The organism is Bradyrhizobium sp. MI1.11 (assembly GCF_055811255.1).
Genome location: NZ_JBVVPM010000012.1, coordinates 138,054 through 163,215 on the forward strand (window position 1 = coordinate 138,054; position 25,162 = coordinate 163,215).

Annotated in this window: 25 protein-coding genes; 16 read left to right on the plus strand and 9 right to left on the minus strand. The window is 59.8% G+C overall.

Annotated features, from left to right (window positions below):
* Window positions 1-26: 26 nt before the first annotated feature.
* From AC0L30_RS15130 to AC0L30_RS15185, 12 genes are all read left to right on the plus strand, one after another.
* On the plus strand, window positions 27-536 hold the full coding sequence (locus AC0L30_RS15130; RefSeq protein WP_007594315.1) for an MOSC domain-containing protein: 510 nt from the start codon (window positions 27-29) through the stop codon (window positions 534-536).
* Window positions 537-1,487 carry a PDR/VanB family oxidoreductase gene (locus tag AC0L30_RS15135; RefSeq protein WP_007594314.1) on the plus strand — a complete coding sequence of 317 codons (951 nt, stop codon included), beginning with the start codon at window positions 537-539 and terminating at the stop codon, window positions 1,485-1,487.
* Between the two features lie 89 nt (window positions 1,488-1,576).
* A complete protein-coding gene (locus AC0L30_RS15140) occupies window positions 1,577-2,110 on the plus strand; it encodes a helix-turn-helix domain-containing protein (RefSeq protein ID WP_007594313.1) in 534 nt (177 codons plus the stop codon).
* 9 nt (window positions 2,111-2,119) lie between these two features.
* Window positions 2,120-2,587, plus strand: a complete 468-nt coding sequence (locus AC0L30_RS15145) for a tripartite tricarboxylate transporter TctB family protein (RefSeq protein ID WP_007594310.1) — start codon at window positions 2,120-2,122, stop codon at window positions 2,585-2,587.
* Window positions 2,588-4,141, plus strand: coding sequence for a tripartite tricarboxylate transporter permease (locus AC0L30_RS15150; protein WP_473404628.1), 1,554 nt, complete (start codon window positions 2,588-2,590; stop codon window positions 4,139-4,141).
* A 543-nt stretch (window positions 4,142-4,684) separates the two neighbouring features.
* Window positions 4,685-5,596 (plus strand): LysR family transcriptional regulator, encoded by a 912-nt coding sequence (locus tag AC0L30_RS15155; RefSeq protein WP_198288237.1) that lies wholly within the window; start codon window positions 4,685-4,687, stop codon window positions 5,594-5,596.
* A gap of 132 nt (window positions 5,597-5,728) precedes the next feature.
* The gene (locus AC0L30_RS15160; RefSeq protein WP_007594305.1) at window positions 5,729-6,718 is read left to right on the plus strand and encodes an ABC transporter substrate-binding protein; all 990 of its coding nucleotides are present in this window, start codon (window positions 5,729-5,731) and stop codon (window positions 6,716-6,718) included.
* 34 nt (window positions 6,719-6,752) lie between these two features.
* Window positions 6,753-7,541, plus strand: a complete 789-nt coding sequence (locus AC0L30_RS15165; protein ID WP_007594303.1) for an urea amidolyase associated protein UAAP1 — start codon at window positions 6,753-6,755, stop codon at window positions 7,539-7,541.
* 28 nt (window positions 7,542-7,569) lie between these two features.
* Entirely contained in the window at window positions 7,570-8,232 is a 663-nt protein-coding gene (locus AC0L30_RS15170) for an urea amidolyase associated protein UAAP2 (protein ID WP_007594301.1), read from the plus strand.
* Window positions 8,229-9,020, plus strand: a complete 792-nt coding sequence (locus AC0L30_RS15175) for an ABC transporter permease (RefSeq protein WP_473404629.1) — start codon at window positions 8,229-8,231, stop codon at window positions 9,018-9,020. Before AC0L30_RS15170 ends, AC0L30_RS15175 begins: the two co-directional genes overlap by 4 nt.
* Window positions 9,017-9,790 carry an ABC transporter ATP-binding protein gene (locus AC0L30_RS15180; RefSeq protein WP_473404630.1) on the plus strand — a complete coding sequence of 258 codons (774 nt, stop codon included), beginning with the start codon at window positions 9,017-9,019 and terminating at the stop codon, window positions 9,788-9,790. Before AC0L30_RS15175 ends, AC0L30_RS15180 begins: the two co-directional genes overlap by 4 nt.
* A gap of 17 nt (window positions 9,791-9,807) precedes the next feature.
* On the plus strand, window positions 9,808-11,196 hold the full coding sequence (locus AC0L30_RS15185; RefSeq protein WP_157158575.1) for an amidase family protein: 1,389 nt from the start codon (window positions 9,808-9,810) through the stop codon (window positions 11,194-11,196).
* 345 nt (window positions 11,197-11,541) lie between these two features.
* Here AC0L30_RS15185 and AC0L30_RS15190 read toward each other — a convergent pair whose 3' ends face one another.
* The 8 genes from AC0L30_RS15190 to AC0L30_RS15225 form a co-directional block, all read right to left on the minus strand.
* On the minus strand, window positions 11,542-11,805 hold the full coding sequence (locus AC0L30_RS15190; RefSeq protein WP_473404631.1) for a hypothetical protein: 264 nt from the start codon (window positions 11,803-11,805) through the stop codon (window positions 11,542-11,544).
* Entirely contained in the window at window positions 11,777-12,046 is a 270-nt protein-coding gene (locus AC0L30_RS15195; protein ID WP_245285901.1) for a HoxN/HupN/NixA family nickel/cobalt transporter, read from the minus strand. Before AC0L30_RS15195 ends, AC0L30_RS15190 begins: the two co-directional genes overlap by 29 nt.
* 116 nt (window positions 12,047-12,162) lie before the next feature.
* Window positions 12,163-13,227, minus strand: coding sequence for a GlxA family transcriptional regulator (locus AC0L30_RS15200; RefSeq protein ID WP_007594295.1), 1,065 nt, complete (start codon window positions 13,225-13,227; stop codon window positions 12,163-12,165).
* Window positions 13,228-13,523: 296 nt separating this feature from the next.
* Entirely contained in the window at window positions 13,524-14,546 is a 1,023-nt protein-coding gene (locus AC0L30_RS15205; protein WP_007594294.1) for a GlxA family transcriptional regulator, read from the minus strand.
* 195 nt (window positions 14,547-14,741) lie between these two features.
* Window positions 14,742-15,056 carry a nitrile hydratase accessory protein gene (locus AC0L30_RS15210; protein WP_007594293.1) on the minus strand — a complete coding sequence of 105 codons (315 nt, stop codon included), beginning with the start codon at window positions 15,054-15,056 and terminating at the stop codon, window positions 14,742-14,744.
* Window positions 15,057-15,063: 7 nt separating this feature from the next.
* Window positions 15,064-15,684 carry a nitrile hydratase subunit alpha gene (nthA, locus tag AC0L30_RS15215; protein ID WP_007594292.1) on the minus strand — a complete coding sequence of 207 codons (621 nt, stop codon included), beginning with the start codon at window positions 15,682-15,684 and terminating at the stop codon, window positions 15,064-15,066.
* 10 nt (window positions 15,685-15,694) lie between these two features.
* Window positions 15,695-16,417, minus strand: a complete 723-nt coding sequence (gene nthB, locus AC0L30_RS15220) for a nitrile hydratase subunit beta (RefSeq protein WP_035995101.1) — start codon at window positions 16,415-16,417, stop codon at window positions 15,695-15,697.
* 139 nt (window positions 16,418-16,556) lie between these two features.
* Window positions 16,557-17,555 carry a CobW family GTP-binding protein gene (locus tag AC0L30_RS15225; protein ID WP_007594290.1) on the minus strand — a complete coding sequence of 333 codons (999 nt, stop codon included), beginning with the start codon at window positions 17,553-17,555 and terminating at the stop codon, window positions 16,557-16,559.
* Between the two features lie 188 nt (window positions 17,556-17,743).
* On the opposite strand from AC0L30_RS15225, the gene AC0L30_RS15230 reads away from it, so the two are divergent.
* Window positions 17,744-19,426 (plus strand): methyl-accepting chemotaxis protein, encoded by a 1,683-nt coding sequence (locus AC0L30_RS15230; protein ID WP_007594288.1) that lies wholly within the window; start codon window positions 17,744-17,746, stop codon window positions 19,424-19,426.
* Between the two features lie 53 nt (window positions 19,427-19,479).
* Here the strand turns inward: AC0L30_RS15230 and AC0L30_RS15235 are convergent, their stop codons facing one another.
* Window positions 19,480-20,850: a sigma-54 interaction domain-containing protein gene (locus AC0L30_RS15235; protein WP_245285899.1), complete on the minus strand. Its 1,371-nt coding sequence runs from the start codon at window positions 20,848-20,850 to the stop codon at window positions 19,480-19,482.
* A gap of 97 nt (window positions 20,851-20,947) precedes the next feature.
* Between AC0L30_RS15235 and AC0L30_RS15240 the strand changes: the two genes are divergently transcribed.
* The 3 genes from AC0L30_RS15240 (at window position 20,948) to AC0L30_RS15250 (ending at window position 25,136) form a co-directional block, all read left to right on the plus strand.
* Window positions 20,948-21,889 (plus strand): alpha/beta fold hydrolase, encoded by a 942-nt coding sequence (locus AC0L30_RS15240; RefSeq protein ID WP_473404632.1) that lies wholly within the window; start codon window positions 20,948-20,950, stop codon window positions 21,887-21,889.
* Window positions 21,890-21,903: 14 nt separating this feature from the next.
* Entirely contained in the window at window positions 21,904-23,526 is a 1,623-nt protein-coding gene (locus AC0L30_RS15245; RefSeq protein ID WP_007594284.1) for an MFS transporter, read from the plus strand.
* A gap of 659 nt (window positions 23,527-24,185) precedes the next feature.
* A complete protein-coding gene (locus AC0L30_RS15250) occupies window positions 24,186-25,136 on the plus strand; it encodes an MFS transporter (protein WP_473404640.1) in 951 nt (316 codons plus the stop codon).
* The last annotated feature ends 26 nt before the right edge of the window (window positions 25,137-25,162 follow it).

Sequence of the window (25,162 nt, forward strand, 5' to 3'; positions counted from 1 at the left end):
TCGGATCACGGCCTAGGAGAACCAAGATGGACGCCATCGCAATCGAGAAGTCCCAGGTCGCGACGTCCTGGCAGGGCGTCGTGCGCTTCCTGCACAAGACCCCGCGAGCCTTTCTGCCGATGCGCTCGTTTCCTTCGCTCGAGCTCGTCGCCGGACGCGGAATCAAGGGTGATCGATATTTCGTCGGCCACGAAACCGGATTCTACTCGCACAAGCCGGAGGAGGGACGGCAGGTCACCCTGTTCGAGGTGGAGACGCTCGAGGCGCTGCGACGCGACCACAAGATCGAGTTGCTGCCGGAGGAACATCGCCGCAACGTGACCGTCGAAGGCGTCCCGCTGAATCATCTCGTCGGCCGTCGCTTTCGGCTGGGAGAGACGATCGTCGAGGCGACCCGCCTCTCGACGCCATGCCGGCATATCGAGGAGATACTCGGCAAGTCGGTCTTCGACCCGCTGATCAACCGGTCGGGGTTGAACTGCAAGATCATCGCTGGGGGCACGTTGCGTGTCGGCGACGCAGTGAGGCCGATCTAGATGGCGAAGGCGATCAAGACGGTTTCCACAATTGTCTCGAAGGTCGAGAATCTCGGCAACGACACCAAGCGCTTCACGCTGGTCGACCAGGACGATTGGGAGCTGCCTCCGTTTCGGCCCGGGGCGCATATCGACGTCCATCTTGGGCAGGGTCTCGTCCGGACCTACTCCCTCTGCAACGAGCCGGACGACAATCGGCGCTACGTGATCGCGGTGAAGCGGGAACGCGAGGGCCGCGGCGGCTCGAATTTCCTGCACGAACGCGTGGAGGCGGGACAGCCGCTTTCCGTCTCGCTGCCGCGCGGCGGGATCGCGCTGCATCCGGAGGCAACGAACGTGTTCGTTGCGGGAGGCATCGGCGTGACCCCGTTCATCTCCGCGATCCGGCATCTCGAGCGTCGGGGGCGTTCGAATTACGTGCTGCATTGGACCAGTCGCGGGCAGCCGGTCCTGCTCGACATGATCGGGCCTGCGATCGAAGCGGGCCGCGTCCGCTTGTACGACACGACCAAGCAGGCCAAGCCCATGGTCGCTGCGATCGTCGGGGAATTCGCCGAGGCCGGTCTGGCGGCCTGCTGTGGACCCGACCCGATGCTGAAGGCCTTCGAAGCTGCCGTTTCGTCCTGGCCGGAAGAGCGGAAGCACATCGAGATGTTCGCGCCGCCAAAGGTTTCCGTCAGAAGCGACGTGCCGCCCTACGAACTCTATCTGTCGGCGAGCAAGAAGTTGGCGACCGTCACGCCGGATGTCGGTCTTCTCGGGACGCTGGATGCGCTCGGCGTCGACGTCCCCGTGTCTTGCGGCGGAGGCATCTGTGGCGCCTGCCGCACGCGCTGGACCGAGGGGCCCCCCGTCCATCGCGATCGCGTGCTTTCGCCCGCCGAACGGGAGAATGAACTCATCGTCTGCGTGGGCGACTGCGCCGGACAGAGACTGGTGCTGGATCTGTGATCGGTCGGAGAACCCGTTCTACAGTTTGAATTGTCGACGGTTTGGTGCGAGATCGATGCAGGCAACAACTTCGGAAAGATCCGAGCGCAATGGCACTCAACCTCAAATTTCTCCGCGTGCAGAGCGGCATGACGCTGGAGCAGCTTGCCGCCGATTCCGGTCTGACCCGCAGCTATCTTTCCAAGCTGGAACGCGGGCTCTCCTCTCCTTCGATAGGCTCCGCGCTGAAGATCGCCGAAGCTCTGGGGACTACCTTAGACCACTTCTACGGCCAGCCCGACGACCACGACCCGATCACGATCGTCCGCGCGAAGAACGGGAAGGCGGGCGACGTCGATACGCACCTGTCGCTTGTCGCTGGACTGGCTCCCGAACGCACGATGCGCGCGTTCATCGTGCGGCCGACCAAGACGGCGAAGCGCGGTCGCATCATGAGCCACCACGAAGGTGAGGAGATCTTGTTCATCCTCGCCGGCCGGATCGAACTCGTCATTGGAAAGCGCAAGGAGACCTTGAATCCCGGCGACTGCATCCAGTTCGATTCCACGATTCCGCACAAGCTGATCCAGGTGTCTTCCGAACCGGCGTCGGCGCTCGTCGTGATAGCGACCAAAACCACTTAGAGGGCCCAGATGCCGATCGTGCTGCGAAAGAAGGACTTTTACGCCGGGCTGCTCATGGTGCTGCTAGGCGCCGGGATCGATTTCAACTCGGCTACCTATTCGCTCGGGACCCTCGCGCACATAGGACCAGGCATGTTTCCGTTCATGCTCGGTGTCATGATGGTGATCGTCGGAGCGTTGATCTTCGTCACGGGATTGGCGACGCCTCTTGAAGAGGGAGAGCGCATCTTGCCGGCCGCGATGGAATGGCGAGGCTGGGCCTGCATCCTCGCGGGCCCGCTAATGTTCGTCCTCTTCGGCGTCTATTTTGGCATGGCCGCGGCCACCTTCATGTGCGTGTTCGTCTCCGCGCTCGGCGACAGGACCGCAACAGTGACAAGCTCGGCCGTCCTGGCTGTGGTTGTAACGGTCGCCGGCTGTCTCCTCTTTTCTTACGTGCTGAAGGTTCCTTTCCCGCTGTACCGTTGGGGGTTCTAGATGTTCGCGAGCGCGCTTTCCGATCTCTGGTACGGCTTCGGGGTCGCCTTCGAGCCACAGAATTTCATGTGGTGTTTCGTCGGTGTTCTGGTTGGCAACATGGTCGGGGTCCTGCCAGGAATGGGGCCTCTCGCCACGATATCCGTGCTGCTCCCGCTAACGTTCGGCATTCCCCCGGTCGGCGCGATCTTGATGCTGTCAGGCGTGTTTTATGGCGCGCAATACGGCGGCGCGATTTGTTCCATCCTGCTCAACCTGCCGTGCCATCCACCGCACGCGGTGACGTGCCTCGATGGGTTTCCGTTGACGAAGCAAGGCCGCGGAGGTGCGGCGCTCGGCATCACGGTACTGTCGTCGTTTGTCGGCGCCTCTTGGGGCATCCTGGAGATGATCTTTCTGGCGCCGGTGCTGGTGAAGGTCGCACTGGAGTTCGGTCCGACCGAGATTTGTTCACTGATGCTTCTGGGCCTGCTCGCCGGTTCGACGTTGGCGAAGGGCTCACCTCTCAAGGGTATTGCCATGACCTTGCTCTGCCTCTTCCTGGGAATCGTGGGAACGGATGTCGAGACTGGCACGGAGCGCTTCACGTTCGGCATTCCGAACCTCCTTGACGGCATCGAACTCGTCGGACTCGCACTCGGTCTATTTGGCATCGCCGAGTTCATGAAGAGCGTGAATCAATACTCCGAGGTGAACACGCGCTATTCGAACGTCGGCCTGCGCGATCTGCGTCCATCGCGTGATGAACTTCGCCGCTCGATCCCGGCGATGTTGCGTGGCACCATCATCGGAAGCCTTTGCTCGCTCATTCCGGGAACGGGACCGACGATAGCCTCCTTCATCTCCTACGCGGCCGAGAAGAAGGTTTCGAAGACACCTGAGAAGTTCGGAACCGGGATGATCGAAGGCGTCGCCTGTCCAGAGGCGTCTACGCATTCGTCGGTGCAGGGCGACTTCATCCCGACAATGAGCCTCGGCATTCCCGGCGACGCTGTCATGGCCCTGATCCTTGGTGCGCTGATGATCCAGGGCATCGTGCCCGGGCCCCAGTTGATCAAGGAGCATCCGGACATCTTCTGGGGCCTGATCGCAAGCTTCTGGATCGGCAACGTCATGCTGGTGCTTCTCAACGTCCCGCTAATCGGGCTGTGGGTGAAGCTCCTGATGATTCCCTACAAATATCTGTATCCGAGCGCGCTGTTCTTCGTCGCGATCGGCGTCTACTCGACCAACAACGACATGTTCCAGGTCGGCGAGACTGTCGTCGTCGGGTTGGTCGGCTATCTGCTGCTGCTGCTTGATTTCCACCCGGCCTCGATCCTGCTCGGTTTCGTCTTGGGGCCGCGCCTGGAGGAGAACTTCCGCCGTTCGCTGCTGGTCTCGCGGGGCGACGCCATGATCTTCGTCGAGCGGCCGATCAGCGCGTTCTTTTTGCTCCTGTGCGCGGTGCTTCTGGCAGCGCAGATCTACGTGCGCTTGCGGAAACCGAAGGCGTTTGCAGCGCTCGACCTCCCGGAGAGCTCTGGTGCCGCGGTCGCACGGCCCGCCGAGTAGGCTTCAATCGCTTCAAGATCCGCTTGCATCGCGGCCCGAACGCGCCACCCGCGAGATGGCGCAGCATCTCCATACCAGCGAGTGTACGGTGCAGGGCTGCCTGGCCCACGCTGCACGGATTGGAGCATGCTTGTCCAAGTCCAGCGATCGACCGGATTTAAGGCCGGCGGCCGGCTCCAAGAGGCGAGGCGGAGCCAACCGAGCGGTTCTGCCCAGATCTTTGGGACGCTTCAGATGATCGAGACAAGGTCTCGCCGATACGGCGAGCTTTCGCAGGCCACACGATCCGCGCGAACCGCGTCGATCGGCTCTCGGGCGCCAAATCCGTCGAATACGCAAATTTATCAATCCTTTAGGGGGGCGCTTTCGCGCCGCCGTCCTGACGGTGCGGCTCCGTCGATCGTTCGCTTCCAGCGGGGCGGCGTCTACGCCGAGGACATTGGGAAACCCTACTCCGGATAGGTCGCTTGGCCCATGATTTGCTTGGGAAAGGAGGTGTTGCCCATGCGTTGGCGTGATCGAGCGGGTGGAGATTTTGGCGCCATGATGGATATCGAAATTCGCCTGCTGCGGGTGTTCAAGGCGGTGGTGGAGGCCGGCGGCTTTTCGGACGCTCAGGCCACTCTGAACGTCGGAGCATCGACGATCAGCATGCAGATGTCGCAGCTTGAAGGACGCCTCGGTTACGTCGTCTGCCATCGCGGTCGGTCCGGTTTCAAGCTGACCGAGAAGGGCGAAGTCTTCTATCGCCTCGTCGTCGACTTCTTCCAATCGATGCAGTCGTTCGAACTTCAGGCGGGAGAGTTGAAGGGAGAACAGTCCGGGCAGTTGAGGTTGGGATTCCTCGACAACATCGTCGCCGATCCGTTATGTCCGCTCACCGAGGCCGTCTCCGCGTTCCGGAGCAAACAGCGCGGCAGCGCTCAGATCTCGCTCGAAGTATTCGAGCAGCAGGAGCTGAACCAGGCGCTTCTGGAGAACAAGATTGATCTCGCGATAGGCATCTTCTACAGCCGGATACCCGGAATCAGCTACGAGCCGCTTTATCTGCAACGCGACGTCATGGTCTGCAAGAAGGGCCATCCTCTCGCGAGCATCGGCGATCCGAACGAGCTTGCCAAAGCGATCCCCTTGGCCAACAAGGTCCGGCGTTCGTTCGTCGGCGTACAGGAGTTTCCGCTCTACGACGCGCGAACCCTGATCAGCACGATCGGACATATCGAGGCCGCCACCCTCCTGATCCTGTCGGGCGATTGCGTCGGGTATCTCCCTAAGCATTATGCCGCCCCCTTGGTGGCCCGCGGAGAGTTGGTGGAACTGATGCCCCACGTCCTCTTCCTCGACACTCAAGTATCGATCGCCGTTCGTGAAAATTCGGTCGTTTCCCGGTCGACCCTCCACGAATTTCTGGGCTGTCTGCGCGGTTCAGGGCCGCAACTGCTTCGGACCGGCTGAGGGCGCTCCGGATCACTTCAGTTCCATCGAAGTATCCTTCGAAGAATATAGATTTTAAGATTTCGACGCATCGGCAATCCTCGTCGTCAGCCCGATCCAAGGATCGAAACTGTAACGCGAAGGAGATCTGAAATGGTGCGACGATTTTCCGTGCTTCTGGCTCTCTCCCTGTTCCTGAGCGGGCGGGCGGTGGCCGCAAACGACAAGGCGCCTACCAAAATCAAGGTTGGACACCTGGTCGCGATCGACCTGGCGCCTCTCTTCGTCGCCAAGGAAACAAACTGCTTCAAGGACCAAGGTCTCGACGTAGACACGGTATTCTTCGCAAGTCCCGGCGACAACAACGCCGCGCTGGCGGGCAAGGTCATAGACGTCAGCATCAACCCGTTCACGCTGCCGTTCTTTGCCGCCAATAGCGGTGTGCCAATCCGCGTGATCGCATCGGCGGGCGGCTGGGGCGTCATGGAAGTCGTCGCTCAAGGAAAACTGGGCCTGCACTCGATCGGCGACGTGAAGGCGTACGTCCAGACGAAGAAGCCGAAGCTCAAGGTCGGAACGCTTCAGGGGGATACCCTGGAATTGATCCTCACGCGCGCCTTCGACAAGGAGGGCATCTCGGACAAGGACGTCGATATCGTCTACTTCAACGACCTGCTCAGCATGGTCGAGGCCTTTCGAAGCGGTCAACTCGACATTCTGAGCCACATCAAGCCGTACACGACCGACATGGTCGAGACAAAGGGCGCGACGGTCCTTACGTCGAACGCCCAGACCTGGTCCACGACGACGCCGAACAGCGTCGCGAGCGTTTTGGAGTCCACGATCGCCCAGCGCAAGGACGTCGTCGTCGCCTACCTCAAGGGGCTGCAGTGCGCGGCCGACATCATCAATAAGTCGCCGGAGAAGGCGGCCGAGCTCATGAGCAAGGGAAACTATTTCCGGGTCCCGCCCGCGGTCTTGCTCGCTTCGTTGAAGTTGGCGCCTGCTCCAGTCTCCTTCATGCCCGACGTGGCGGTGATCCAGGGCGTCGTCGATGAGCTGACGAAGCTCGGCTACATCAAAGGCAAGACGAAGGCGTCGGATATCTTCCGGCTGGATATCCTCGAGGGCATCGGAAAATAAGCGACGGCACCGCCCTGGAATTGGAGACGATCAGATGTCCTATACGCTCACCTTCGATGATCTTCCGGCTCTCGCAAAGTCCTCGGTGCCCGAGCATTCCGCGGTTTACGACCCGGCGATGTCGCTGTGGAAGGAGACGGTGCCAGGCGGCCTGCATTGGTCCGGCCTGATCCGCCGCGGCAACACCTTGCGGATGACCGCGCTCGGAGACACCGCCAACGTGTCGGCGCTGTTCTACAATTTCGACGACCGTGTCGAGCGGTACAACATGCCGGATACGCTCAAACAGCAGGGAACGTCCCACATCAGGGAGGGACTCGTCTGCTACTCTGACATGGGGCGCGTGCTCTGCTCGGTCGCCAAGTCGACCTGCGCCTGGCACGACACGATGGGAGGAATGAGCAGGGCCGAGCACGTCGCCGAGAAGTACGGCGTCCACCGGTATCAGGAGTGCCGGAATGGCATGTATCGCAACGCCTACGACGGCTTTCTGACGCAGCTGGGCAAGTGGGGCATGGGAAAGCGCGACGTCGTCGCGAACATCAACTTCTTCAGCAAGATCGCCGTCAACTGGGACGGAGAGTTCCGTTTCGTGCCGCAACACAGCAGGAAGAGAGAATTCGTCGACCTTCGTTTCGAGATGAACGCCATAGTCGTCTTGTCGACGTGCCAGCACCGCTTCGATCCGAATCCGGACTACGCGCCGGTCGCGGTCGAACTCGAATGCTGGCGTTCGGGTACCGCCGGCAAGGACGATCCATGCCGCGTCGGCCTGGCCGAAAACAGCCGCGGCTTCATCCTCACCGAGCGATACTACCTCTGAGCAATCCGAACCGGGCGAAGGAGCCGTCATGAAGATCAACGTCGTGGAGAGCCCGTTGCGTCGCGAGGATGCCGTGTACAATTTCGTTCACGCGCCGGGCGAGCCTTGGATGCACGAAATCAAGGTCGGACAGATCATCCGGATCATAGACGTCGAGGGCAATCAGGCCGTCGATGCTCTTTTCCTGAACGCGCGCAAACCGGAAGAGCGGTACGATTTGACAGAAACCATGGCCGCGCAGGGAAACGCTTATCTCGGCATGGGAACTCGCATCATGTCGAACGAGGGACGCCCGATGCTGACGATCGTCGCGGACACCTGTGGCCGGCATGACACCGTTGGAGGAGGTTGCTGCTCGCAGGAAGGCAATTCCGTGCGCTACGGACTCGAGAAGCGCTTCATGCATGCATGCCGCGACAACTTCATGCTGGCCGTCGGGAAGTGGGGCCGAGGCATCGACAAGCGGGATATCGTATCCAACATCAACTTTTTCATGAATGTGCCCGTCAGGGACACCACGCTGCACTATGAAGACGGCATTTCGGGTCCCGGCAAGTACGTCGAGCTCAGGGCGGAGATGGACCTCATCGTTCTGATCTCCAATTGTCCGCAACTCAACAATCCCGCCAACGCCTACAACCCGACGCCCCTCGAATACCTCGTCTGGGATCCGCAGGGGACGGCCAGATGACTGAAGCGCGATCTGCCAGTAAGCTTCAGCCGTACGCGTTCGGCATTGCGTCGATCGTGGGGCTTTTGGTCCTTTGGGAGATAGTGGGCGCGAGCGGAAGCTCTCTCGCCAGCGTGCTTCCTCCTCCGAGCAGGTTTCTCCACACGATCGCCGAAAGCAATTTTAAGATCGGATTGGGTTCGCAGGCGGCAAGTCTTCAAGAGTCACTCTTTGCGACATTCTTCCGGGTGTTCTTCGGGATGGCGGTGGCCTTCGTGGCGGCCATCCTCACCGGTGCGCTTCTGAGCCTGTCGGGCCACGCGACCTGGATTCTCAGCCCCATTCTCCGACTGTTCGCCCCCATCGCGCCGATAGCCTGGATACCGACGGCCATCGTTGTGTTCGGAATCAGCAACGTGACAGCGATATTCATCGTCTTCATGGGCGTCTATTTCGTCCTGACACTCGCGACACTGAACGAGATCCATCGGATCCCTCCGGAGTTCGCGACGGTAGCGGGCAATCTCGGCGCCGGCCCCCTCCAGCGTTGGATTTGGGTCACGTTGCCGGCGATTCTCCCCGGCGTTTTCATGCTTCTGCGGACGAACTTCATCGCGGCCTGGATGGCGGTACTCGTCGCTGAAATGGTCGGGCTGAGGGATGGTCTCGGAGCCATCATCATGATGGGGCGGAATCTGTTCAACAATGAGTTGATCATCTTCGGAATGGTGGTGATCGGTGTCTCCGGCTTCGTGGTGGATCGCCTTCTCCAGTTCATCGGCGACCGGGTGCTGTGGTGGCGGGTATGAACGGACCCGTGGTCATCACACAGCCGAAGACCGCCTTCCAGGTCGACCGCCTGACAATCAAGTACGATGACGGTCAGGGCGCGGTCTACGCACCCCTCGAGGACTTCTCGATCAAGATCCGCGAAGGAGAGGTGACGTGCCTGCTCGGCCCATCGGGCTGCGGGAAGACCACCCTGCTCAAGGCCCTTGGCGGCTTCGTCATCGGTGAAAGCACCGGCGGCGTACTCTTCGATGGTCAATTTCAGCAAGGTCCGACACCGGAGATCGTCATGATCTTCCAGGAGAACAACCTGTTTCCTTGGTTGAACGTGCGGAGCAACGTGGCGTTCGGGTTGAAATTCATGCCCAGGGAAAAGGTGCGACCCGAGGCTCTGGATGAGATGCTGGAAGCGGTCGGCCTCCAGGAGGCCGCCAAGCGCTATCCGCATCAATTGTCGGGAGGAATGCGCCAGCGAACGGCGATCGCGCGTGCGCTCATCACAGACCCGCGGGTGCTCCTTCTCGACGAGCCGTTCAGCGCCCTCGACGTGAGCCTCCGTCGTCGGATGCAACAGCTTCTCCACGATCTATGGGAGAAGACCGGCATGACCATGGTCATGGTCACGCACAGCATCGAAGAGGCGCTGTACGTCGGCCATCGTGTCCTCGTTCTCGGCGGTCGGCCCGCCGGCGTCGTGATCGACGCAGACACACGTGATCCGGCCCTGAAGGATCGCTACTCGGACGCATACCTTCAATTGCAGCGACGTATCGAAAGCGTCATCTACTGATGCGCATGGGAAAGATCATGAAACAGGAACTGAGCGATCTCTCGGTGCGCGAGTTGGCGTTGCGAGTGAAGCAAGGCCAGATCGAACTCGCCGACGTTGTGAACGACGTGCTGGCCGCGCGGGCGGAAAACGCTTCCAATCCCATGTTCATCACCGTCGTGCCGGAGCAGGAGCTTCGCAAACGTGCCGAGGAGCTCGCATCGCTCCCGGCCGCCGTCCGCGCGAAGATGCCGCTTTACGGTGTGCCGTTCGTGGTCAAGGACAACATCGACGTCGTCGGATACGATACGACCGCGGGATGTCCGGAATATGCCTATCGGCCGGAGAGGAACGCCTTCGTCGTGGATCGGCTGCTCGAGGCGGGCGCAATACTTGTAGCGAAGGCCAATCTCGATCAATTCGCGACCGGGCTGACCGGCATGCGCTCTGTCTATGGATTTCCGCAGAACCCCTACAGCGCCGACCACATCGTCGGGGGGTCTAGTTCGGGGTCCGGCGTCGCCATCGCATGCAAGACTGCGCATTTCTCACTGGGGACCGACACTGCGGGGTCCGGACGCATCCCGGCCGGCTTCCTAGGAATTTACGGCTTCAGGCCGTCGGGTGGGGTGCTGAGTAACACGGGCGTCGTTCCGAGCGGCCGAATGCTCGATTCTTGCTCGGTGTTTTGTCGTTGGCCCGATGACCTGCGTTTGGTGATGTCGGCGGCTGGCGTGTATGACGCCGCCGATCCCTTCTCGAAGGAGGTGCTGGGCAGGCGGAAAGCTTTCAAGGATCCGGTCGTCGGTATCATCGATCCGAAGGAAGAATACTTCCTGGGAGATGCCGAAGCGAAGCGTGTCTACGCGGCCGGCATCGAGCGGCTCAGGGGTTTGGGATATTCCATCGAGCAGATTGACTACGAACCGTTCGCCGAAATCTCGGACATGACGTACAAGCCCGAACTGATGGCCGAGAGGGCTGCTGTGCTCGGGCCATTCATCGAGGCGCATCCAGAAGGGACATATTCCCCCGTCGTCAAGGCTGCCCTTGTGAATTCGACAGACTGCAGGGCCGTCGATGCCTACAAAATTCTCCATAGGAGAACCGAACTGGCGCGGGAGATCGAACTGGGCACTTGGTCCAGGGTGGACATGCTGGCCTTGCCGACGGCGCCGACCATCCACAAGCGCAGCGAAGTCGAACGCGATCCCGCATACGCTTCGACCAGTCTCGGCCTGTTCGTGAACTTCGCGCCTCATCTCGGTATTCCAGCGTTGTCCGTGCCCAACGGGATGCGCAGGGATGGACTACCGAGTGGCTTGATGTTCGTTGGTCGGGAAGGCGACGATGGCTTACTGGTCGATATCGCCCAGAGCTTCGCCGAGTTACAATCGGTCTCTGCAGCCATTGGTGAGCTGCCCTGACACTATGTGTCGTGTGCGGATGCGTGAGATGGCGAGATAGCGTGCTCCCCAATAGGAGGTGCGATGCGGTGACCGCTGACCCGCTCCGGGCCTATCGTCCGCTTTGGACGTGGGGATAAGCTGTCGATCAACGAACTGGCGGCTCCATTCCTTGCGCCGTCAACTATGATGCGTTCTCGCGGTTGCGCAGCCCCAAGGTTAGCCAATTGGCATGTTCTCTAAGTGCGATGATCTTGTCTGGCATCCGGATCGGCGCTGGAGCTACCGGTCGCGGCTAGACTAAGCTCCGGCAGCGCGCTCAAGACGGAACATTTTCGCCGCGAGGTCTTTGATCGTTGGGTGACGTCAGGACCAGCGTCGGCGCTCGTCGTGATCACCGACTACCATCGCCGCGAGAATCCGCTCTGCATCGAACTTCTGCATGTAGAGGATGCGCTCACACGCGGCGAACGTCACATCGCCGGCCACAAGCATCCCGGAGATATGATAGATCGGCAGGGCGTGGATCAGGACGTCCGGGGTGAGTGGCGCCATCGCTCGAAGGAAGCAGGCCGAGATGCAGGTGCGAATCAGGCTACGTTCAGTAAATGTGTTGACGTGGATCGACAACGCGGCTCCCAAAACTGCAAACGAGGCCAACGTTACGATCTCGAATGACCAAGCGCGAAATGGACGCCGACCAGGGTTGAGGCTTTTCTTCCTGCATCAACTTCCGCGCAACTTTATCGGTCGCCGCGAGGTGGTCCGGATCGAACGCATGGCGTAAGTCGAAGGTGCAGGCAAGCACGGTCGCTCCGAGGAGTTCAGGTTGACCACTAAGGGCTTGCAGAGTCCAAACCCAGATCGCCATGTTGGCGATGATCCGAAAGGCGAAAGTTGCGATGTTTACGGCGTTAGGTTAATTCCATCGCACATTTTCTGCCATTGCCTCCTTCCTGCCTCGCATTGCTTGCGGAATCAAACCAGTTAGACTTTGAGCAGTTGTGCCGCCTGGGCCCCTGGCATCGCAGAGCCAATGTTGTGGCGATACTGAGTCGGCGGTGTCTGGAAGGCGCGAGCGAACGCGCGGCGCATGTTAGCCGGGCTCCCGAACCCAGCCCGATGAGAAATTTGTTGGACGGACAGCAGTGTCGTTTCCAGAAGGATGCGCGCCGCTTCGACTCTAATACCCTCGACAAAGCGAGCCGGCGTCGTCATCATTTCGTCCGTGAACGTGCGGCTGAAGTTCCGAGAACTCATCGCTGCGCGTTTCGCCAATGCGTCGACCGAAAGATCGGCCGCAAGGTTCGCCAACGCCCAATCCATGACATGGCTGATCTGAGAATTTCGGATCGACTGCGCTTTGAGAAACTCGCTCACCTGGGGGTGATTGCCCGGCCGCCGCAGGAAAATGACCATCATCCTGGCCACGTCCAGAAATGTGGCCTGCCCACAGTCATTCTCGATCAGGTAGAGACAAAGGTCGATGCCGGCCATTCCGCCGACGGCGGTATAATATAAACCGTCATGAGCGAAGAGCCTATCCGGCTCCATATGGACCTGCGGAAATCTCGCTGCGAACTGCCTGGTGTAGTTACGGTGCGTTGCGACCCGCCGTCCGTCGAGCAGGCCCGCTGAAGCAAGGACGAAGGTCCCTGCGCAGGTTGCGCAGATTCGACGTGCGGACGCCGCGGCTCGGGTCAGCCAATCGATCAGTGGCTGGTTGTTGTCTCCGGACGGCTGAAGTTCCTGACTGCCAGCAACCAGGATCGTGTCGTAGAACGTATCCAGTTCGGATCCGATGACCTTGTCAGGAACTATGCGAACACCGGAGGAGCCGACAATGAGACCAGGTGCGGCCCCGATCAGGTCAACCTTGTAACGAACCGATGTTGCAGGTGATCGACCGGCTTCATTGAATGCATCGATTGGTCCCATGAAGTCGATCGTGTTGGCGCCGTTGATGACGACGATGCCGACACGAATGGTCTGTTCAGGAACTCCATGACCATCTCTGGATCGACCAGGAGCGGGGACGTCGCCATGTGTCATTGATCGAACCTCGACTATTCGAGCATCGAGGACTGAGCCGGGACAGACGAGTCCGCTGTCACCCGGGCCGGCCCCTGCCGACCCTGCGAGTTTTGCTTAGTCTCGATCAGACAAGCCGTTTGATTACAGATGTACCGGGATTCACGGCGTCAATTCGGCCAAACTCACGTCGACATCGGCCATGTGTATCCGAAGATCGCCGTCTCCGGGCAGCCCGACGGACCGGCCCGTACGATTCCGGGACCTTGATCCAAATCTGTTGTCGCTGCCGTTCGTCCTCGCGGCAGCTCTCTTCGTCACGGGGACGAGGCGCGTGTTCTATGGCCGGCTGGCGGACGGATCGTTCGCGGTGCATGACTTGTACCGGCCCAGGCACTTCGAAACCGAAGGCGGTATTCACCTGGGGCTATACCCAGATTGCGGACAAACGCTCGCCTCATGCCATCGGCATTCCCGAAGCCGCACCGTATCGCGATTTGTTGCAGCGACTTTGCGCTGTCTTCGAGGAGCAATCGCGCTGCGTCCAGCCTTGCCGCGTCCACGAATTCGGTGGGGGTCATGTTCATGTCCTGGCGAAACACGCGCGTGAAGTTCCGAATGCTCATTCCCGACTGTTGCGCCAGATTGTCGACTGAGAGCTGGGTAGCGAGGTTGTCGAGAACGTACTGCTGAACTTGTTGGATCCGGCTCTTGCCCGACATTTGCGCCGCAAGGTGCGCGCTGAACTGCGACTGTCCGCCTGGGCGTTTCAGGAACATCACCATGTAGCGCGCGACGATCAGAGCCAGGTCGCGTCCGTAGTCTTCTTCGACGAGCGCGAGCGCAAGATCCATGCCCGCTGTGACGCCGGCTGTGGTGCAAAGATTCCCGTCCCGTATGAAGATCTGATCGGAATCGATATCGAGATTGGGAAATTCATTCCGCAAACGGGTGGCGCATTCCCAATGCGTCGTTACGCGCTTGCCTTCGAGCAAGCCCGCTGCCGCAAGCAGGAAGACGCCCGTGCAGACGGAGCCAAGACGGCGAACTGTGGCGGCTCTGCGCCGCAGCCACTGGACCATGGCGGGGTCGACGATCGCAAATGATGGATCGCCGCCGACCAGAAGTGTGTCGATCGGCTCGTCTGGATCGAAGATATGCCGGTCGGCCACGAAGCGAAGCCCGCCCGTTCCGCGGACGGGATCTGCCGACCCCGCGATTACCTGTACGGTGTAGGCGTTCGGATCCCCTAGTCGCCTGCCCGCCTCCCAGAACACTTCGGCCGGACCGACGATGTCGAGAGACTGAACTCCTGGGGGCGCGAGCAATGCGATCCGCATCAACAATCCTCAAATGAGGCGAGTTGTTAAGCAATTTTCATTCCGATGGGCCGGCACGAAGGCATCACTTTCGGCCAAACCTGCGTCATATTCGGACTCTCTGGAGGTGGGCGACTTCATCCCGTGTTCATAGCACGAACCGGGACGAGCGACGAATTCACTGTTCATTGGTCTGGGGTGAGCAGAGGGTCTTAATCAGGGCGCCTCTGCCGCGCGGTCACCGAGGCCGGACCGTTCCACCATCGTCTCGAGCACGGTGAGCCAGATTTCGTAGTAATCCCAACTCGGGTCGGACTTGTCGTGGGTCGCCTCCCAGGCGGCGATCGTTGATATCAGCTCCGAACGGAAGTCGTCCCATTCGAACAGGCCCAGCTTGGAAAGTGCGAGCGCCATGCCGAAAGCCTGCCGCTGCCAAGGCGCACCGAAGCAAAGGCTTCCATTGTCCTTGGGCGGCATGTCGGACTGTCCCAACATTGCGCCCAAGGCGAAATGCTCGAAGCTTGTCTGCATTGCTGCCTCAAGCGCCCGGGGGCTTGACGACGGCGACGCCCATCATCGATTCCGGCGTGACGAGGGCCGCCAGTTGCTCCTCACTGAACCCATCCGTGCCCGTCGGCCGCTCGGGAACGACGAACCAGCGGATCTGAGCACTGCTGTCCCAAGTCTTGATTTCCTTTTTCGGATCTATGTCCAGGCCGAACTCGCCGAGCACCTTCCGCGGCTCCCGCGCGGCCCGCGCGCGGAAGGACGGATCCTTGTACCAGTAAGGCGGCAGACCGAGGATTGGCCAAGGGTAGCACGAACACAGGGTGCAGATGATGAGATTGTGCACCTCAGGCGTGTTGATCGCCGCCTTCATATGCTCGCCTTCCGCGCCTGCGCCCTTGGTCGCAAAGTTCATCTGTTCGACGGCGGCCATGGTATCTTCGGCCAGAAGTGTCTTAAAGGCGGGATCGACCCACGCCTTCGCAACCAGCCTGGCGCCGTTGAACGGACCCATCTCGGTCGCGAAGATCGCCATGATCTTGTCCACGGTCTCGCTGGTGATGATGCCCTTTTCGATGAGAAGCGCCTCCAGTGCGCGCGCGCGCGCCGCGTTCACCGCCTCACGGTCCTTGGAGTATTCGAAACGTTCCATCGGGTGGTCCTCAGGCGGCGGTCGCGGGCTCGAGATAGGCCTCGAACAGGTCTGCATAGAAAGTGAAATTCGTCTCCGTATTACCAGGCCAGAGATCCCCGGGATCGAACCTGACGCAGTAAACGGGCATCGCCTTTCCGATTCCATCGACGCCGGTGTCGCAAAGATAGGTGTAGGCATCTGGGTAGACGCTATCGATGATGCCTGCCTTGTTGCGGAGGTGACCGGGCAGACGCGTGTGGTCGATCGATTTCGGGCTGGCGACCCAGACGGCGTCTCCGGCCGCGAAGCGGGGCGGCGCTGACCGCTCACGTTTCGGATCGTCTCCGATGAGAAGATATTTCCGGACCCGGGCATCGACCCCGGCATCTCCGCCCTTAGGCATCGCGCTAGATGCCGACATGAAGGTTTCGGTGCGCGCGTTGAGTTCTGCCTGCGTGATATATCCGTTGGCGACGAAATATCCGGAGATGCCACCAAGCCATTTTTCGTAGTACCGGAATTTGAAGTAGTCGAACGGATTCATCGACTCTGCACCTTTGCGCAGGTCGGCCCAAGTCCACGTGGTGTTGAACTTGCTCGGCGTCGCATCTAGCTCGAGTTGCGGGCTTAGTGCCATCATCGCGGTGTGGATGCCGAAGATGCGCTCCTCCCAGGCTTCCACGAAGACGCGCGTTTCAAGCGATATCGGGTCGAGGCCTTCGAGGCCTCCGAGATAATGTTGCAGCTTCATGCGGAGCAGGCCTTTCCTGAGGTTGAGCATGCCACCACCCGCGGGCGGCCGGTACGTCGACGGATCCTTCGGACACGAAGCCGACCATCTCTCCGGTCAGCATGGAACCGCGGCGGAAATGACGGATCGTCGGCCCATGCTAGGCTACGAGACTTGCGCCCTGCTCGGTTAGTTCGGCGATTTCATCGCGAATTCGAGCCGCCTCAAGGCCCCTTCCGATGAAGACGATCGCGCTGGTACGAGGCTCGTTGGGGGCCCACGGCCGACCTGGCCGGCCGTCGAGCGTCATGTGGACGCCATGAAACACCCAGCGTCGCGGTTCGCTTGCCAGCGACAGAATGCCTTTGCAGCGCAGAAGGCCCTCACCATTCTTCTGCACGAAGCCGTTCAGCCATCGAAAGAATCGAGGTCCGTCCAGGGGCCGTTCCTCGCGGACTTCCACGCTGATCACGGATAGATCGTGCTCGTGCTCGAGGTCGGAGAGCAGTAGCGGCTCGATCGTCAGGCAGTTCTTCAGATCAAAAGCCTTGACGTCGATAATCGAGGCGGCATTTGCGCGGCCTTCGACCGAAGTCACCACCCGAACCATCGGATTGATTGCCCGGATGGTCGCCTCGACCTTGGCGAGGCAGCCTTCGCCAACCAGATCCAACTTGCTGATCACCGCGATGTCGGCGAAAGCGATCTGCTCGGCCGCGACGTTCTCGCCGGCGCTCTGGTCGGCAAGCCATCGGTCGATATGGGTGGCGTCGACCACCGTCACGACCGCATCGAGCGTGGTTGCGGCAGACAGAGTTTCATCGACAACGAAGCTCTGAATGATGGGAGCGGGATCGGCCAGACCCGTGGTTTCGATGAGAATGCGACGAATGGGCCTCGTTCCCGATAGAAGTTTGGTGATCGTCGTAACAAGATCCGTCCGAACCGTGCAGCAGATGCAGCCGTTGTTGATCTGGAGAATCTCTTCGTCTACGCCAACGACCAATTCCGCGTCGATGCTGATGGCCCCGAACTCATTCACGATGACAGCGGAATCTGCCATCAAGCCGCTTTCAAGGAGCTGATTGAGCAGCGTCGTCTTGCCCGACCCCAGGAAGCCGGTGAGGACGGTAACCGGAATTTTTTGTGATGCCACCATCGAGCCCTGCGCCTCGTCGCAAAGCACGCTAGTTTTAGGGCAAGGGCTGGTGCAACTTTGGTGAACGTGCAAATCCTGCCAAACAGCGTCAACATTGTGCGCCGACGACGGCAAAGCCCTGATATTTAAGCGGCTGGTAAGGCAGCCCGACCCAGTCTGGCGATCATTTTTCCGGTCGTGAGAACCCCATGCATTTTCTTGGTTTGAGAACCAAATTCCTTGTCATCATCGGCGTCGCGCTCACCGGCATGATCGTTCTGGTTCCGATCGCGCTATACAACATTCGCAGCCAGATGATGACGGATCGACAAGCCAAGATCCAGCAGATGGTCGACATCGGCCACGGTATCCTGGCGCACTATCAGAAGCTTGAAAGCGACGGAAAGCTTGGCCGCGAGCAGGCCCAGGCTGCCGCACTCGCGGAGATCAAGGGGCTGCGCTACGACAAGGTCGAGTTCTTCTGGATCAACGACATGGCTCCGAACATGATCATGAGTCCGGCCAAGCCTGAGCTTGATGGCAAGCCGGTCGGAGAGTTTAAGGATCCGGCTGGCAATTACCTCTTTCGGGGCTTTGTCGACGTTGTACAGAAACAGGGTGCCGGCTTTTACGGCTACTTCTGGCCAAAAATGGGTTCGGATCAGCCGGTCTCCAAGTTGTCCTACGTGAAGGGGTTTGCGCCCTGGGGCTGGATTATCGGGACCGGCATCTATCTCGACGATATCGATGCGATCTTTCGACAGGCCGCCTGGACGTTCGCGTGGCTTTGCCTTGGCGTCGTTGTGCTGGTGGTCGTCATTTCCTTGGCAATCAGCCGCACCGTGACTCGGCCACTTACCACGGTTACCTCGCTTACCGAGAAGCTTGCTTCGGGCGAAGACGATTTCGAAGTGCCATACACAACCCGTCACGACGAGGTCGGGAGTCTCGCCCGCGCTTTGAGCGTATTCAAGGAGAACGCGGCGGCCGTGCGCAAAATGCACAGCGAACAGCAAGAACTCAAGCGAAGTGCGGACGAAGACAAGCGCAGGACCATGGTCGAACTTGCCGGAAAATTCGAGGCGAGCGTCGAAAGCGTGGTCCGGGAGGTTTTCGCGGAGGCGAGCGAGATGCAGAAAGCCGCACAGAGCATGTCAGCAAGCGCTGATCATGCCAATGGACGCGCGAACTCAGTTGCTGAAGCATGCCGCGAGGCTTCCGAGAACGTACAAATGGTTGCCTCGGCCGCCGGTCAGCTGTCGGCCTCGATAAGCGAAATAAGCCATCGCGTAACGCAGGCGGCCCAAGTTGCCGACAAAGCTGCCAACGACGGGCAGCGCGCTAACGCGACCGTGCAAGGACTGGCCGCGGCGGCCTCCAAGATTGGCGAGGTCGTAGGACTCATCAACCAGGTCGCCGCTCAGACCAACCTGCTGGCGCTGAACGCAACGATTGAGGCGGCGCGGGCTGGCGACGCCGGACGGGGCTTTGCCGTCGTCGCGGCCGAGGTGAAGTCGCTTGCGACGCAGACTGCCAAGGCCACGGACGAAATCAGCGCTCAAATTTCTTCGATACAGGCTGAGACGTCTTCTGTGGTCGGCAACATTCAGAACATTCTCGCGACGATAACCGAGGTGAATGAGATCTCGTCTTCGATCGCGTCGGCGGTAGAGGAGCAAGGCGTCGCAACGCAAGCCATCGCGCAAAGCGTGAGGGATGCGGCCTCCGGCACGAACCGGGTTTCGCAGAACATCTCTGACGTTAACACCGCCACGTCGGAAACAGGACAGGTGGCGGGCAGCGTCCTTGGCTCGAGCGTGCGCCTGACGGGCAAGTTGCGGCTGTTACAGGAGGAAGTCAGCGGCTTCGTCGCAAGTGTCCGTGCGGCTTAGGATGAAATCATTGTCCTGTGTCGTAAGGTGGTATCGACCCGTGATGCGCACAATTACAGGCTTCGCTCCTTCATGAGCCGATAGAGATGTGCGCGGCTGATGCCCAGTAGCTCGGCCGCGCGGCTCTTATTCCCGCTGGATTGCTCCAAGGCGGTCCGGATCTCCGTGGCCGTCTGCGACTGGATACGCTGCTTGAGCGGCTGCGGCGTGCGTTTCTCGTCCTTCTCGGGACGTGGATCTGCAGGAAGCAACATCAGTTGGCCGGTTACCACGAACCGGGTGAGCACGTTTTCAAGTTCTCGAACATTGCCGGGCCATCGATGTGCAATAAGCGCCGCGATCTCTCTTCGGCTCAGGTCCCTCGGCTCCGCGCTCAATCGGGCTGCGATCCGCGTCAGCAATTGCCGGGCGAGAAATTCGATGTCCTCCCGATCTCGAAGGGGAGGTACGTCAATCGGCAGCACGCCGAGGCGATAATAGAGGTCTTGTCTGAAGCGCCCCCCGCGCGAGAGCTCGGGAAGCGATTGATTGGTCGCGCAAATGACGCGGGCATTGATGGCGACTGGCGTCGTGCCACCAACGCGTACCATCTCGCTGGTCTGGAGAACGCGCAGCAAGCTGCCCTGTAGGTGCAGCGGCATATCTCCGATCTCGTCCAGGAAAAGGGTGCCCCCGGAAGCCAACTCGAACTTCCCGAGTTTTCCGCGACTGCGCGCGCCGGTGAATGCGCCGCCTTCATAGCCGAACAATTCGGCTTCGATCAGCTCGCTCGGGATCGAAGCGCAATTGATCCAGACGAAAGGACCTTCCGACCGGCTCGACTGTGCGTGGATGGCGTGAGCGGCCAACTCCTTGCCGGAACCGGTTTCGCCCGAGACCAATACAGGGAGATCGTGCCCGGCGACCATGTCAAGCGAATTTCGGTAGGCCTCCATCAGTTCGCCTTGACCCACGATGTCGCTGATGCCGGACCGTGAGCGCCAAGGCTTGTTGCCTTGGGGCATCGCCAGTTCGGCTTGCGTAGCCCGTCGAAAGGTTCTCTTCAGGGTGCCGAGATCCGAGAACAGTGCGAGGCCGACCGCGCCAATGATGCGGCCGTCCTGAAGAACGGGAACCTGTCTGGTGATCAGTTGATGGCCGCGCACCTTCAATGGATAGCCGACGTGGCTTCCTTCGCCGCGTGCGACGAGATGGAGCTTGGTTTGCGATCCCACCACGTCGGTTATGTGTCGCCCGACGAAATCATCGGCAACGCCCCCCAGGAGTCTGCAATAGGGCTGGTTGATCAGGACGATCGTGCCTGATGTGTCAACCGCGACCAGGCAGTCGGAGACGTGATCGAGGACGAGCCTCAGGAAGCCTGCTTCCTCCGACGACCCGGCAATCCACTGCGAAAGGACCATTGCGGAAATCTCGATGTCCAAGTGTCACAAGATTAGGACAGATATGTAACGCAAATGATACACTAGCGTCACGATCGCTGGACGTCAAACAGCGCCGCTCTGTTCCAGCCATGAGAATTTGGATCGCATTGCCAACGCGTTAGGCGTCGTCCTGTTACAAGAGGCCGAATTGGCACGGCGCTTGCGAACCTCCTGTTCGGAAAGAAAACTCGGGAGGAGCAGAATGACAACCATCAGAACCACGACAATAGGAGACACCGTGGTGCAGGTGTCAGGAGAGGGAATGCCGCTTGTGTTCGTGCACGGCTTCACGACCACGGCCGAGTTCTGGCGCGAGCAGGTCGAGGCGTTCTCGGCCCGTCACCAGGTGGTCCGCATCAATCTACCCGGTCACGGGCGTTCGCCGCGTCCCGAAGACCGAAGCTACACGATCGAGGCCTTCGTCGAAGACGTGCTGAAAGTGCATCGCGCACTGGCGATCGACTCGGCCGTCCTGGTCGGCCTTTCGATGGGCGGCACCGTGGCCCAGAACTTTACGCTCTCCTATCCCGAGCGCGTAAGGGCGCTCGTGCTGGTTGGAGCCACGCCGCACGGATTGGGAGCCGACGTCAATGTCGACAACGTGCTCAAGGCCATCGACGATCTGGGCGTGGTGGCGGCAAGCCAGCAGGTCATCGAACGATCTTTCGGTTCTGTTGCAAGCCCCGCGCTCATCGACTTCGCCAAGAACGAGGTCGCGCAGACGCCGGCCTTCGTGGCGCGCCAGGCGATCACCTCGCTCAATGCGTCGGACAGCCGCGCAAGGCTTGGAGAGATCCGCGTACCGACGCTGGTCGTCGTCGGCGAAGAGGACATCATCACTCCGCCAAGTGAGTCACAGACCTTGGCGAACAACATTCCCAATAGTCAGCTCCATAGCTTGCGGTGGGCAGGCCATTTTCCGATGCTCGAGCAACCTGAAACATTCAATCGCTTGCTGGGCGACTTCTTGGCGAGGCACGGATTGCCGCCGCCGCGCCTGAGGGAAGAAGCACCATCAAATTTGCAGCAAAACGTTTGATGCGGGAGAACAAGATGTCAGTTCACGCCATTGAATCAGAAGCCGAACTCGCTTCCCGCCACCTCGATCGCGACACCAAGCGCATCATCTTCGCGGCCGCCCTTGGTACCGTTTTCGAATGGTATGATTTCTTCATCTACGGCTCTCTGGCAGCGTTCTTCAGCACGCTGTTTTTTCCGAAGGGAAACGAAACGGCAGCATTGCTGGCTGCGCTGGCAACCTTCGGGGCGGGTTTCGTTCTGCGCCCATTTGGCGCGGTCGTCTTCGGACGGCTCGGCGATCTCGTCGGACGCAAGAAGACTTTCCTCGTAACCATGCTGGTGATGGGTCTCGCCACCGCGGCTGTCGGGCTGCTGCCCACCTTCGAAACCTTTGGTTGGTGGGCTCCTACCATCCTGGTCGGCTTGCGTCTGCTGCAAGGTCTCGCTGTCGGCGGCGAATTCGGCGGCGCGGTGACGTACGTTGCGGAGCACTCCGAACCAGACCGGAGGGGTTTCACGACAAGCTGGATCCAGATCACGGCGACGCTGGGATTATTCCTCTCGCTGCTCGTCATCATATTGTGCCGCTCTTCTATCTCAGCGGAGAACTTCGCGAATTGGGGCTGGCGGATTCCGTTCATTGGATCGATCGGTCTTCTGGTTCTCTCCTTGTACATACGGCTCAAGCTTCAAGAATCGCCGGTGTTCCAGCAAATGAAAGCCGAGGGTAAGGGCTCGAAGAATCCGATCGCCGATACATTCGGGGACGGTCGCAATCTGCGCCTCGTGCTCGTCGCTATCTTCGGGGTCGTGGCCGGTCAGGCGGTGATCTGGTACACCGGCCATTTCTACAGCCTCTATTTCATGACCACCACGCTGAAAATGAGCCAGGATCAGGCCAACTTCTACCTCCTGATCGCGCTCACGCTCGGAACGCCGTTCTTTCTGTTCTTTGGCTGGCTATCCGACAGAGTCGGGCGCAAGTGGATCGTTGTGACAGGATGCGCGCTGTCTGCGTTGCTGATCATGCCTCTATTTCAGAGTCTGGCAACTTACGGAAACCCGGCGCTTGCGGAATTCCGCGCTAGGACCTCGGTGGTGATACACGGGAACGACTGTAGCGAGGATCAATCCCTGCTGGGTCAGCTCTTCCAGCCCCAGGCGACGAAGGATTGCACCCGTGCGAAGGCATTTCTGACGGCGCGTGCCGTTCCATACGTTGTGAAGGCGGATTCGGCGTCGCTCGGCATCCAAATGGGCGACGAGACAGTCGTTGGCTTCGATGAATCCAAACTCCTGAAAGCGCTGACCGAAAGAGGCCTCCCATCGACGAAAACACCCGCAGAGCCAAACGGGCCAATGGTCATAGCGGTGCTATTCGCCCTCGTGTTCCTGGCGACGATGGTCTACGGGCCACTTGGTGCTCTTTTGGTCGAACTGTTTCCTGCCCGTATCCGCTACAGCAGTGTTTCCGTGGCGCTGCAACTGGGAAACGGCTGGATCGGCGGATTTGCACCGTTCGTGGCAACCGCAGTTGTCATCACGACCGGCAACATTTTCGATGGGCTCTGGTACACCATTGCGTTCGCAGGTTCGACGGCGGTCATCGGGGCTCTATTGCTGCCGGAAACGCGTGGTCGAGACATCAATACGTGACCGCCGACGAGACCGAGATGTCGCGCTCGCCGGTTCTTAGCACCTAGGCCGGTTGGGAGGCATTCGACAAGCAACGGACTGCATAGGATCCGCTGGCAGACCGGCTCGTCTGCTCAACCTCCCTAGACTGGGCAGGGCCGCTGCTGGATCACGGCAGCGGCCCTTTTTTCTGTCGTGAACCGTAGGGGGGCAATCGCGCTCTTCTGGATGATGAGAGAGGCAAGGAATCGTATTTCGAATTTCAGGAGCACCCCGGTCTTACCCCGCGGTCAGTCTCGCACTCGAGTGCGGCGTTCGTACCAATTGCTGAAGAACGCAGCCTAACTGCAAACGCTTCTCGCATACCATGAACGGAGAATGCTCGATGGGCGCAGAGAATAGGACTGCCGAGGAGAGAGTTTATTCAGTACCTGCGGAGTGGGCGAAGCATGCCTGGGTGGACCAGGCCAAGTACAAGGAGATGTACGCCCGCTCGATCGCGGACCCGAACGCCGTTCCAACACCTATTCCAACATTTTTCAGCTTTTCGGGCGATTGAGATCACTACAGAATTTCTCTTTGTCGGAGTGCATTCCGGCGCTCGAGCGATCAGAGAAGTTCGACTGCTCAGCTGAGCCAAAGGGCTTCCTTAGCTCCGATATCCCACGGGATGGATCCAGATCTGCGCAACGTTGGGTTTTTTCTTGTCTCTCATTGTTGTTCTCGCGACGCAGCAGATTACAGGCGTGGGCTTCAAGGACTACGGCTGGAGAATTCCGTTCGTGCTGTCCATCTTATTGCTCGCAGTGTCGGTCTACATCCGCTTGCGACTTGAAGAGTCGCCCGTGTTCTTACAAATGCAGGCCGAGGGTCGGACAAGCGCCAATCCAATTACCGAAAGCTTCGCAAGATGGGGCAATTTAAAGGTCGTCTTGCTTTCTCTTTTTGGCGCCGTCGCCGGGGTTGGAGTGGTCTGGTACACTGGGCAATTTTATGCTCTTATTTTCATGCAAAAAGTGCTTAAGGTCGAATTTGCGACGGCCTATATCATGATGTCGGTCGCTCTCGCCTGCGCCGTGCCGTTTTTCGTGATCTGCGGTTGGATATCCGACAAGATCGGCCGAAAGCCCGTAGTGCTTACCTTTTACCTCACCGTTCTCGATGGGAAGCGTTGGTCGAATTTTGGCATATTCTTTTTCCAGGCTGCTCTTACGCGCGTCGGGAACGATCAGCGCCCCGATCATCGAGATGCTAGCTCACAAAAGATTCTGGCGACGCCGTGCACCGTCTTTAGAGGGGAGGAGCTTTGCTATCTGTTCGTCGGTCGGCCGGCTTACAAAACGCCCAGCGTTCCGAACCCCTCACCCTGGCAGCTGCCGATCGCGTTTGTTGTACGGTTTAACAAGCCGCCGCCATTGAAGCATGTCCACCCCTTTGATAGCGGCGCGTTCTTCCACAAGCGGCTGCCTAGTTACATCACAAACTTCCCACTGGAGCGGTTCGATCTCGCTGCGAATCCGGCACTGATGGGGCGTTTGGTCTCGCTGATGTTTAGGACGCCGGCGAGGTATATGTCGCGCGAGCCGGTGGGTGACTATGAATTTAAGAATGACTTCAGCCTAAAGTCCTGAACGCACGCTCGATCGCCTCGCGGCCG